This is a genomic window from Candidatus Endowatersipora endosymbiont of Watersipora subatra, assembly GCF_964026585.1.
GTDB lineage: Bacteria > Pseudomonadota > Alphaproteobacteria > Rhizobiales > Rhizobiaceae > Pseudahrensia.
Genome location: NZ_OZ032160.1, coordinates 504775 through 517322, shown reverse-complemented (window position 1 = coordinate 517322; position 12548 = coordinate 504775). Strand labels below are relative to the sequence as shown.

At 39.7% G+C, this 12548-nt stretch carries 8 protein-coding genes and 2 pseudogenes; all 10 read left to right on the top strand.

From position 1 onward, the window contains the following. Positions 1–177 precede the first annotated feature (177 nt). The 10 genes and pseudogenes from glmU to AAGD37_RS02385 all read left to right on the top strand — a co-directional run bounded on the left by glmU (position 178) and on the right by AAGD37_RS02385 (position 12445). Entirely contained in the window at positions 178–1527 is a 1350-nt protein-coding gene (gene glmU / locus AAGD37_RS02430; protein ID WP_341759987.1) for a bifunctional UDP-N-acetylglucosamine diphosphorylase/glucosamine-1-phosphate N-acetyltransferase GlmU, read from the top strand. 131 nt (positions 1528–1658) lie between these two features. Further along, entirely contained in the window at positions 1659–3485 is a 1827-nt protein-coding gene (gene glmS, locus AAGD37_RS02425) for a glutamine--fructose-6-phosphate transaminase (isomerizing) (RefSeq protein ID WP_341759986.1), read from the top strand. Positions 3486–3553: 68 nt separating this feature from the next. Next, the gene (locus AAGD37_RS02420) at positions 3554–4255 is read left to right on the top strand and encodes a DUF502 domain-containing protein (protein ID WP_341759985.1); all 702 of its coding nucleotides are present in this window, start codon (positions 3554–3556) and stop codon (positions 4253–4255) included. Positions 4256–4466: 211 nt separating this feature from the next. Continuing rightward, complete coding sequence (locus AAGD37_RS02415) at positions 4467–4742, top strand: succinate dehydrogenase assembly factor 2 (RefSeq protein ID WP_341760655.1); 276 nt, start codon at positions 4467–4469, stop codon at positions 4740–4742. A gap of 299 nt (positions 4743–5041) precedes the next feature. Beyond that, positions 5042–7057: pseudogene (gene mfd / locus AAGD37_RS02410) on the top strand (transcription-repair coupling factor); the annotation flags it as partial. Positions 7058–7077: 20 nt separating this feature from the next. Beyond that, a complete protein-coding gene (gene eno, locus AAGD37_RS02405) occupies positions 7078–8367 on the top strand; it encodes a phosphopyruvate hydratase (protein ID WP_341759984.1) in 1290 nt (429 codons plus the stop codon). 14 nt (positions 8368–8381) lie between these two features. Next, the gene (locus tag AAGD37_RS02400; protein WP_341759983.1) at positions 8382–8720 is read left to right on the top strand and encodes an FtsB family cell division protein; all 339 of its coding nucleotides are present in this window, start codon (positions 8382–8384) and stop codon (positions 8718–8720) included. Between the two features lie 182 nt (positions 8721–8902). Then, entirely contained in the window at positions 8903–9946 is a 1044-nt protein-coding gene (pdhA, locus tag AAGD37_RS02395; RefSeq protein WP_341759982.1) for a pyruvate dehydrogenase (acetyl-transferring) E1 component subunit alpha, read from the top strand. 92 nt (positions 9947–10038) lie between these two features. Next, positions 10039–11046 (top strand): annotated as a pseudogene (locus tag AAGD37_RS02390) (pyruvate dehydrogenase complex E1 component subunit beta); the annotation flags it as partial. A gap of 136 nt (positions 11047–11182) precedes the next feature. Continuing rightward, positions 11183–12445 (top strand): dihydrolipoamide acetyltransferase family protein, encoded by a 1263-nt coding sequence (locus AAGD37_RS02385; protein WP_341759981.1) that lies wholly within the window; start codon positions 11183–11185, stop codon positions 12443–12445. Positions 12446–12548: the final 103 nt, after the last annotated feature.

The following is a 12548-nucleotide window of genomic DNA, read 5'->3' as shown; positions in this document are numbered from 1 at the left end:
TTGATGAATGACTTTTATAGAATTAAAAGAGGATAGTTGTCTGAATAATTTTTTCTTCTGATCAGAAAATCAATCCATGAAATGATCAATTGATACTCATTTCTTTGAATAAGGATTGGAATTAACATCTAGGTCTTTTAGGTCTTTCTGGTTTAGATCCTTTTGTTAGGTTATTGTATGAGCACAGATTGTTTGGCTGTTATTTTAGCTGCCGGAGATGGAAAACGTATGAAGTCAGACCTACCCAAGGTTCTTCATCCGATTGCAGGATTACCAATGGTAGCTCATGTTATTAGATCGGCAAAGCTAGCTGGTATTAGTCATACTGCTGTTGTTGTTGGAGAAAAATCGGAGCTCGTAGGCGAATGTGCTCGTCGGGCAAATGAAATGTCAACAATACACATTCAAAATGAACGATTGGGAACGGCCCATGCTGTTCTTGCTGCACGTGAATTAATGAGCAGTAATTTTAATGAGGTTCTGATTCTTTATGGGGATGTCCCCTTGATTACACCAAATACAATTAATCGTGCAAGAAAGTCTGTAGCTCAAGGTTCAGATTTATCTGTTCTGGGATTTGAAACTTGCAAACCATTTGGATATGGGAGAATGGTCATGCAAGGGGGAAAATTAACTTCCATCATAGAGCACAAGAATGCATCAGAGAAAGAAAAAAAAATAACCTACTGCAACAGTGGGATAATGATTTTTAAATTCCCATATATCCTCGATATCCTCGAGGAAATAAAAAAAAACAATTCTCAAAAGGAATATTATCTTACTGATGCTGTAGAAGTTGGCATTAATATGGGATTGCGTGTCCATGCACTTGATGTTGACGAAGAAGAAATACTTGGTGTTAATGACCGTGTTCAGCTTGCTCATGCTGAGCAGAGATGGCAATTCCGTCGCCGGAGAGAATTGTTGATGTCAGGGGTTTCAATGTCTGCACCTGATACTGTTGTTTTATCTCATGATACTGTTGTTTATCCTGATGTTACCATCGAACCAAATGTTATTTTTGGAGAAAATGTATTAGTTATGTCTGGTGCCAAAATTCGTGCCTTCAGCTATCTGGAAGGTGCTCGTGTAGGTTCGAATGCAGTGATTGGGCCTTATGCTCGTTTGCGCTCTGATACACGGATTGATGAAGGAGTCAGAGTTGGATGCTTTGTAGAAACAAAAACGACTTATGTGGGGCCTTATGCAAAGATTAATCATCTTTCTTATGTCGGGGATTCTGAGATTGGGAGCAGGACCAATGTAGGGGCAGGAACAATTACTTGCAATTATGATGGATATAGCAAATACAAAACAGTTATTGGCGAAGATGTATTTATTGGATCCAACACTTCACTAGTTGCCCCTCTTAAAGTTGGATCTCGTTCTAATACAGGTGCAGGAAGTATAATTTATAAGGATGTTTCTGAAGACACACTCGCAATTGAACGCAATGATCAGATCAATAAAGAAGGCTATGCTAAATTCTTGCGCAACCGCAATAAAGCTAAGAAATTCAGATCATAAATTGTTCGCTACTTGTTCAAACTGATTTGAAACGACTAACCTAATTCTTAAGACTCTTTCATGTTTAGCAGACAAAGATTTTTTGAAGAAAACCAATTTAACTAACTCTAAAATTTAAAGGTCAAAATTAGATGTGTGGAATTATTGGTATTGTGAGTGCTCGCCCGGTTTCTTCTTTGATTCTTCATGCTTTGAAACACCTTGAATATCGCGGTTATGATTCAGCTGGTATTGCGACTCTTCAAGAAGGATCTCTCGAGAGAAGACGATCTGAAGGGAAGCTGATTAATCTAGAAAAGCTACTCAAAGCATGTCCTTTGCGAGGAACAATTGGCATTGGTCACATACGCTGGGCAACCCATGGTGCACCCATTACGGACAATGCTCATCCTCATTTTTCAGAAGGTGTAGCGGTTGTTCACAATGGTATTATTGAAAATTTTCGCGAATTAAGATTTGAGCTAGAGTATGAAGGTTTTTCATTTTCTTCTCAAACAGACACAGAGGTAATCGCCCATCTTGTCTCCAGTGGTTTAAAGAAAGGGCTAACCCCTAAAGAAGCGGCTTATCAGGCACTCCTTCGCTTGCATGGAGCTTTTGCTCTTGCTCTTGTTTTTGAAGGTGAAGATAATTTAATGGTTGCAGGTCGCAGAGGCCCTCCGTTAGCAATAGGTTATGGTGAAAAAGAAATGTATCTAGGTTCAGATGCCGTGGCGCTTGCACCTTTTACAAATCGAATTACATATCTTGATGATGGAGACTGGGCGATCATAAAATCCCAATCTGCTGAAATATTTGATATGCATCGTAACCTTGTGAGTCGTAATGAGCAAGTGTCTTTAGGATCCTCTTTGAAGGTGGAAAAAGGTAGTTACCGTCATTTCATGCTGAAAGAAATTTATGAACAACCTGAGGTTATTGGTCATACACTTTCTAGCTATATCGATTTTAACGAAGAGAGGGTCGATCTGAGCAAAGAGAACTTGCCCCCCTTTACTCATCTAGATCGGTTGTTCATTACAGCCTGTGGTACTGCGTTTCTCGCAGGTCTTATTTCAAAATATTGGTTTGAACGACACGCTCGACTCCCTGTTGAGATCGATATTGCTTCTGAATTTCGTTATCGTAATATACCTATGTCTCCTGGTGGTTTGTCTATTTTTATTTCTCAATCTGGTGAGACTGCTGATACACTTGCAAGTTTGAAATTTTGCGAAGAGCAGGGTCAGAATTTGGCAGCGATCGTTAATGTCAAGGAATCCACAATTGCACGTTCATCTAACTTTGTGGTTTCAACACTTGCAGGACCAGAAATTTCTGTGGCATCAACAAAGGCTTTCACGTGTCAGTTATCTGTACTTGCTATCTTGTCAATCATCGCTGGTGTCAGGCGTGGTCACATCGATCGAATAAGAGAGAAGCAGTTTGTTCGCGAATTATCTGAAATTCCTCACCTTGCCTATGAGGTCTTAAAGTTAGAACATGAAATTGTTAAAATCGCCCATAGTTTAGCTCATAAAAAACACGTTCTCTATCTTGGGCGTGACACTAATTATCCTCTAGCACTTGAGGGTGCTTTGAAGTTAAAAGAACTTTCTTATATTCATGCGGAAGGCTATGCGGCAGGTGAATTAAAGCATGGGCCCATTGCCCTCATTAATGAGGAAATGCCAATTATAGTGATTGCTCCTTATGATCATATATATGAAAAAACAGTATCCAATATGCAGGAAGTTGTTGCTAGAGGAGGAGAGATTATCCTGATCACAAACAAACGCGGCGCATCCGAATGCGGTCTAGATTTAGATAAGAAAATTATTATGCCAGATATGCCAGAAATTGCAACACCAATTGTTTATTCTTTACCAGTCCAGATGTTAGCCTATCATACAGCAGTGATAATGGGAACAGATATTGATCAACCTAGAAACCTAGCTAAATCAGTAACTGTGGAGTAGAAGTTTATTTTTGAAAATTCTACTCTATCACCTGAGATGATTGAGATAATAGAGACGTGTAATTACTTGTGCTAAGAGAACGAAAAAAATATCCAAGAGCCTCCAAGATATCTTCTGCGGCTCGTCTTCGTAATTATTTCTTTACGGGGTTAGTCATTTGTGCGCCGCTTGCTATTACTACCTATCTAACATGGACGCTTGTTCAATGGGTTGATAGCTGGGTCAAACCTTATCTTCCAGATATCTATAACCCCGACTCTTATTTTGATGTCAGCATTCCTGGTTTCGGTCTTATTGTTGCGATTATCATAATCACGATTGTTGGCTTTATGACAGCCAATCTGATCGGTCGATCGATTGTTTCTTATGGTGAATTTTTGATGTCTAGAATGCCTGTTATTCGGAATGTTTACTCTGCGTTGAAGCAGATATTCGAGATGGTTTTTAGAGATAATGCTAACATTTTGAAAAATGTTGTCTTGATTGAATATCCACGTCGTGGCTTATGGGTTCTTGCCTTTGTTGCAACCGATACTCTCGGTGAAATACAAGAAAGATTAGAAGATAAGGCAGAAAAAACAATAAGCGTATTTCTTCCGACTACGCCAAACCCGACTTCAGGGTTTTTATTATTCGTTCCAACCAAGGATGTTATTCAATTAGATATGACAGTTGAAGAAGCTGCTAAACTTGTCATTTCTGCTGGTCTTGTCTCTCCTGAATTTAAAGGTACTAAGAATCAATCTGTGCCTAAAGATAAGGAATCTTAATGAATCTCATCTTCAAACTTTCCCTCTTCCATGAGAAGTAGCTTTAACATGGATCCATAAAGTCTCCACTGAAAAAAAATGATTACTGTTGGCATTTTCTTTTTCAGTTGGGTATGAGTCAGTGATCACCTAGTAATGGACTAGTCTTTCATCAAAATGTACTCAGATGATTAAGAGATAACACAAAAGTGGGATTATCCTTGTGAAAACAATGATACGGAGCAGTTCTGATTTGGATCATCGACGTAAACGAATTTTGTACCGTGCTTGGCATCTTGGTACATGTGAATTCGACTATATTCTAGGTCATTTTGTAAATCAGACCATTGCAATATTAAATGATGATCATCTCGATCAGCTTGAACAATTAATGAAGAATCCTAATCTTTCCCTTTCTCAATTCCAGTCTCATTCAACATCAATACCAAAATGGAATTCAGATGTATTAGACTTAATCAAGCAATTCCATTTAGAGAAAACTTCATGAGCATGAGCGACAAAGCCCAACGAATATTCTTCAATTAAATATTCATTTTTTGTTAGAAAAAAAGGACAGAATCTTGTTTCTCTATTCAAAAGCATCTTGTGATCGTTGGAGACTCAAGGGCCTGTTTAACCTCAATCTCTCCAAGAGGCTGGTCATACTAACTCTATGAGAATCAGTGATTGGAATGAAATACAATCTTTGACACTTTCGGTAATTTCTTTTTCCATTATTAGTCTTACTGACGGGGTTTGAATTCAATGAAATATAAAGGACAAGGACTCGAAACTTCTGATCGAAACTCAGAAGTTTCGAGTTTTTACTCAGGCGATATTGTAGTTCATATTGAACATGGGATTGCGCGATTTCATGGTCTTATTGCTATTGAAACTCTTGGTATAGCTCATGACTACTTAGAGCTTCATTATCATGGAAATGATAAACTATACTTGCCAGTAGAAAATATTGAGCTGTTATCACGTTATAGATCCAGTCACTCCCAAGTCTTGCTGGACCGGTTAGGTGGAGCAACCTGGCAGGCACGTAAATCGAAAGTCAAAAAACGGATTCTGGATCTGGCAAAACAGCTTATTCAAGTTGCGGCTGAACGGCATATGCTTAAAACGAAGTCTGTTACGATCCCAGATGGTTTATACGATGACTTCACTGCACGCTTCCCGCATGAGGAAACGGAAGATCAAATGAATGCCATCAACTCTGTGCTCAAGGATTTAGCTTCTGGTTATCCAATGGATCGGCTTGTGTGTGGTGATGTTGGTTTTGGGAAAACTGAAGTTGCCCTTCGAGCTACTTTTTTAATAGCGATGGCAGGTTATCAAATAGCCGTTATCGTTCCCACAACTTTGCTGGCGAGACAACATTATAAAACCTTTATCGATCGATTTCACGGTTTACCGTTAACAATTACTCAAGCATCACGGTTGGTAGGAGGTAAGGCCTTATCTCAGGCCCGGGAGGGTGCAAAAGATGGTTCAATTGATATCATTGTAGGAACCCATACGATTCTAGAAAAATATTTTTATTTCAAACGCCTGGGTCTTATCGTTATCGATGAAGAACAGAGATTTGGTGTAAAACAAAAAGAACGGTTAAAAGAGTTACGATCTGGAGTTCATGTTCTTACACTTTCCGCTACACCTATACCGAGAACACTGCAATTAGCGCTTACCGGTGTTCGTGATTTGTCATTGATCAAAACGCCTCCGATCGATCGCATAGCTGTGAAGACCGTTGTGATCCCTTTTGATTCTTTTGTTGTGCGTGATGCTCTATTGCGTGAGAATTCTCGAGGAGGACAAAGCTTTTATATTTGTCCGCGTCTCTGTGATCTTCGGGGGAGGGAGGCATTTTTAGCTGAACATGTACCAAAACTAAAAGTCGCTCTTGCTCACGGAACCATGCATCGGGGTGAATTAGAAGATGTTATGAATGCGTTTTACGAAGGTCGGTATGATATTTTGCTATCAACTCCTATTGTGGAATCTGGTCTCGATATCCCAACAGCTAATACAATGATTGTGCATCGATCTGATATGTTTGGTCTCTCTCAATTGTATCAGATGCGCGGACGTATTGGTAGATCCAAAGTACCTTCTTATGCTTTTATGACCCTGACGCCAGATAAAGTTTTAACAGTCTCAGCCGATCGAAGGCTTAAAATTTTCCAATCTTTGGATACACTTGGGGCTAATTTTGAGGTGGCGAACCACGATCTAGATATCAGGGGATCAGGAAATCTTTTGGGTAAAGAGCAATCTGGTCAGGTACATGAAGTTGGTTATGAACTGTATCAAAAAATGCTCGAAGAGGCTATTTCTGAACTAAAGGAGGGTAAAGATATTTCAGATCCTTGGTCGCCGAAAATAGTAGTAAGAACAGCGATTTTAATTCCTGAATCTTATGTACCAGACCTGACTTTACGCATGACTCTCTATCATCAGCTAGCCAATTTGAACTGTGCAGAAAAAATTAACCTTTTCGCAGATGAGTTAGTGAACCGTTTTGGTACACTCCCGCCTGAAGTTGATCATCTCCTTAAGATTATGTTAATTAAGTCTTTATGCAAAAAAGCCAATATTGAGAAACTAGATGTTGGAGAGAAAGGAATCGTTATTCATTTCCGTAATCAAGAATTTCCGAATCCTTTTTTATTGGTCCAGTGGATTAAAAAACAGGAGAATTTAGCAAAAATTCGTCCTGATCAATCACTCATTTTAAAACGGAACTACTCTACACCAGAAAAACAGTTAAGAGGCACAGAAGAAATTGTCACTCAACTAGCCGAAATGAATGCTTAACGCTTGAGGAGCATATTAAAATGACCAAAATTATTGATATCCATGCCCGAGAAATTCTTGATAGCCGAGGGACTCCAACGATTGAGGTTGATGTGATCTTAGAAGATGGATCTTTGGGACGTGCAGCTGTACCATCTGGGGCTTCTACAGGTTCACATGAAGCTATAGAACTGCGCGATGGTGATGAACGCTATCTTGGTAAGGGAGTTGAAAAAGCTTTAAAGGCTGTAAATGAAAAGATTTTTGAAGAAATTTGTGGGTTACAAGCAGAAGATCAGATTTCCGTTGATTCAGCCATGACTGAACTCGATGGATCCAGTAACAAGAAGAATCTTGGAGCGAATGCAATTTTAGGGGTTTCGATGGCGAATGCAAGAGCTGCTTCAAAAGCATTAGGATTACCTCTTTATCGCTATCTGGGCGGACCCTTTGCCCATATTTTACCGGTTCCTATGATGAATATCATCAATGGTGGGGAACATGCTGATAACCAAATCGATATCCAGGAATTTATGATTATGCCGGTAGGAGCTCATTCATTTAAAGAGGGAATACGAATGGGATCTGAAGTTTTCCATACACTAAAAAAGAGCTTATTTCATGCAGGTTATGATACTAATGTTGGCGATGAAGGTGGATTTGCACCGAGTCTAAGATCAGCTATTGAAGCACTTGATTTTATAATGCTTTCTATTGAAAGAGCGGGATACGAAGCAGGAAAAGATATTTATATCGCTCTTGACTGTGCATCAACAGAATATTTTAACGATGGAAAATATGATATGAAAGGGGAAGGTTGTGTTCTATCATCAGAAGAGAACGCGGCTTATCTTGCTAATTTAGTGAATCATTATCCTATTATTTCTATTGAAGATGGAATGGCTGAAGATGACTGGAAAGGGTGGAAGTTACTGACTAGCAGCATAGGCAACACTTGCCAACTTGTGGGTGATGACTTATTTGTCACAAACTCTACGCGCTTATGTAATGGGATATCGATGGGCATCGCTAATTCTATATTAGTGAAAGTTAATCAGATCGGTACGCTAAGTGAAACTTTCGATGCTGTAGATATGGCGCACCGCTCTTCTTATACCGTAATTATTTCTCATCGTTCAGGTGAAACAGAGGATAGTATCATTGCTGATTTAGCCGTGTCTACGAATTGCAGGCAAATCAAAGCTGGTTCTCTGTCACGCTCGGATCGTTTAGCAAAGTACAATCAGCTTTTACGTATTGAAGAAGAATTGAGCAAACAAGCATCTTATGCTGGTCTTTCAGTATTACCTTTTAAGGTCAATCTCACCTGAACGATGCGAATTTCGTGTTATATAGTTTATTTCTTCCCATGGCGGTTCATTCTACAAAAAAACATTTTTGGAGTAGATTTCTTTCTCCTGTTATGACTCTAATGATGCTTAGTTATTTTGGATTTCATGCTATTAATGGACCACATGGTTTGCGCTCTCTTTGTCTTATGGACCTCCGCATTGCTGAGCTAGAGCTTAAAATTGAGAAAAAGATTCGTAGGTGCAAAGCATTAGAAAAAAGAATTGCTCTTCTACGTGATGGTAGCATGGAAAAAGACATGGTTGATCAATATATACGCTCACAACTTAATATGTTACGTCAAGATGAGGTGGCTATAATTGGGCTTAACTGAATTATGGTTTCATCATGAAAATTAACTTGAAAACTAGAAAAGAGCATGCTTAGTTTTGATAGTGATATCTTTCCTTCCAATTCTCTTCCGAGAACAATTTTCATTTTCACGAAGGATTGCGAAAGGAACCCTATCATCGATAATGAGATTGATGATTCTAAGATAAGGATCGGAGTCTTCACGTGACAACGGCCCAGTCGATATCCATCTTAAAAGAAAAAGGTGGGATTATTCCCGCGCCCTTACCACTTGCTTTTACAAAGTCTCAAGAACTGTTTGGTTATCGGCAAATGCTGTTGATCCGGCGGTTTGAAGAGAAAGCAAGTCAGCTTTATGGAATGGGATTAATTGGTGGGTTTTGTCATCTGTATATAGGACAAGAGGCAATTGTTGTTGGAATGCAAAATGCATTAACTGATGGTGATCAGGTCATTACTGCCTATCGTGATCATGGTCATATGCTTGCTTGTGGGATGAATCCAAACGGTGTGATGGCAGAATTAACTGGAAGAAGAAGTGGCTACTCACGAGGTAAGGGAGGGTCAATGCATATGTTTTCAAAAGAAAAAAACTTTTATGGTGGTCATGGCATTGTTGGTGCCCAGGTTTCACTGGGGACTGGTATTGCATTTAGTAATCATTACCTCGAAAATAGAAAGGTTTGCTTAACTTATTTAGGAGATGGTGCTTCTAATCAGGGCCAAGTCTATGAGAGTTTTAATATGGCTAAACTTTGGAGTTTACCTGTTGTTTATATAATTGAAAATAATAAATATGCCATGGGGACATCAGTTTCTCGTTCTTCTGCTTTAACAGAATTTTCACGACGAGGTTCTTCTTTCAATATTCCTGGTATTGAAGTAGATGGTATGGATTTACGGGCCGTTCAAGCAGCAGGAGAAGTTTCTATTAAATGGTGTCGTGATGGTAACGGCCCCATTATACTTGATATGCAAACATATCGCTATCGTGGTCATTCAATGTCGGATCCAGGAAAATATCGGACTAGAGATGAGGTACAAAGAATGCGAGCAGAAAATGACCCGATTGAGCGAGTTAAGCAGCGTATTCAAGAAAAAAAATGGTCAACTGAAGAGATGTTAAGGGGGATAGATAAGGACATTCGCTTAGTCATAGCCAAAGCTGCAGAGCTTGCCCAAGGCGATCAAGAGCCCGATCCAAGTGAACTTTACACTGATATTCTGAGTGAACCAGCTGGATCATGATTCATGTCTGAGGTGCTTCTCGCAAAGTGGATGGTCGAAAAAGAGGATACGGTAGTGAGGATCAAGTGAAGGGACAAAAGCAAGGATTAAAAGATCCTGATGGTTTCATAGGAACAAGCTATACATCTATGACCGTTAGAGAAGCTCTACGCGATGCGATGGCGGAAGAAATGCGTCGCGATGATCGAGTCTTCGTGATGGGAGAAGAAGTTGCAGAATATCAAGGCGCCTACAAAGTTACTCAGGGATTACTGGACGAGTTTGGTAAAAAAAGGGTTATAGATACACCTATTACCGAACACGGTTTTGCTGGACTAGGAACCGGTTCAGCGATGGTCGGGTTACGACCAGTCATAGAGTTCATGACCTTTAATTTTGCTATGCAGGCAATTGATCATATTGTGAATTCAGCTGCAAAAACCCTGTATATGTCAGGTGGTCAAGTAAGTGTGCCAGTAGTTTTTCGTGGTCCTAATGGGGCGGCATCGCGAGTAGGTGCTCAACATTCTCAATGTTATGCGGCTTGGTATGGTCATATTCCTGGTTTGAAGGTGATTGCACCCTATTCAGCAGCCGATGCGAAAGGTTTGTTAAAATCAGCCATTCGAGATCCCAATCCTGTTGTGTTTTTAGAGAATGAAATTCTGTATAATCAGAGTTTTGATGTTCCTGATCTTGATGACTATGTATTACCTATTGGTAAGGCACGCATCCATCGAATAGGTTCTGATGTAACACTTGTTACCTTTGGTATCGGGATGAGATATACAGAAGAGGCCGCTAATATTTTGACTGAATTTGGTATTGCAGCAGAGATTGTCGATCTTCGAACCATTAGGCCTCTTGATATTGAATCCGTGTTATCTTCAATTTACAAAACTAATCGCTGTGTTACTATTGAAGGGGGATTTCCACAATCTGGTATCGGTGCTGAGATTGCGGCACAAATCATGCATCATGCATTTGATTATCTGGATGCACCTGTCCTTCGGGTAACGGGTAAAGATGTCCCAATGCCATATGCTGCTAATCTTGAAAAGCTAGCTTTACCTAGTGTAGACGAGATTATCGAATCAGTTCGTGCGGTCACATATAAATGACTATCTTCTATTTAAATTATCCTGAACGAACTCCTTATTCTCCTCGATTCTATAATGTGATCGTCAGGATTCATATTTTCGAGTTCGTAAGTAACATTGATACCCATGAAAGTTGAATCCATGCAGGAGAAAAGACATGAGTGTACACGTTAGAATGCCAGCGCTCTCTCCAACAATGGAAGAAGGGAGTTTGAGTAAATGGATTGTTAAAGTTGGAGATACCGTATCCGTTGGAGATGTTCTCGCCGAAATAGAGACAGATAAGGCTACGATGGAAGTCGAAACGGTCGATGAAGGGATTGTTGCACAGATTCTAGTTGATGAAGGCTCGGTTGGAGTTAAAGTCAACACGGTTATTGCTATTTTGGCAGAAGAGGGAGAAGATCCTTTATCAGTGATCATAGACCCTACTGTCAAAATGCCTATTCTAGACGTTGATAAAGATGAAACTATGATTTCTGATTCTCAAATGCAGGTCAAATCTGAACAGCGTCTAGGAGACAGCGACTTCCGTTTGGTCTCTCCATTAGCGCGTCGCCTTGCTAAAAAGAGCGGGATCAACCTCCATAATGTAATAGGTTCGGGTCCACGTGGGCGGATTATCAAGTCAGATGTAGATCATGCGCTTAGGGAAAAGGAGAGCGTTCCCAGTCCTCTTCCTCTTGTCACATCCCTTCCACACCTTAAAGAAGATAATATTTCTGAAAGGAGAACGCACGACAATATGCGAAAAACTATTGCTCAACGTCTAACAGAGAGTTCAATATCGATTCCTTTCTATTCTATTATGGTCGAATGCAGGTTAGATCATCTGCTCACATTACGGAAAGAGCTCAATATAGCATCTCCTATTGGAGATGATCATCAACCTCTATATAAAATTTCAATCAATGATTTTGTTATTAAAGCTCTAGCTACGGCTTTAACAAAAGTCCCTCTTGCCAATGTTTCCTGGACTGAGACTGAACGCATTTTTCATAAACATGTGGATGTTGGCGTTGCAGTTTCTGTAGAAGATGGATTATTTACCCCTACTATACGTCAGGCAGATATTAAAACTCTTTCTGTTATTTCAGGTGAGGTCAAGGATATGGCAACACGTGCACGAAATCGTCAATTACGGCCGGAGGAATATTCAGGCGGTTGTACAGCTGTTTCCAATCTTGGTATGTTTGGAGTTAGAGAATTTACTTCAATTATTAATCCCCCTCAAGCCTCGATTCTTTCTATTGGTGCAAGCGAAAAACGACCCTTTGTTCAAGATAACAAATTAGCTATTGGGACAATGATGTCAGTCAACTTTTCTTTTGATCACCGTGCTATTGATGGTATGTTAGGAGGGGAGCTTGTATCCTGTTTTAAACATTATATTGAAAGACCCGAAATGATGCTGATTTGATGGAGATAGCTTAAGCTTAGTTATTTTTTATGATAATTCTGGATTAGTAAAAGAGTTGATTATAGTTATTGGTGCTCAGCCAATTACTGCTGAAGAGTTCTTC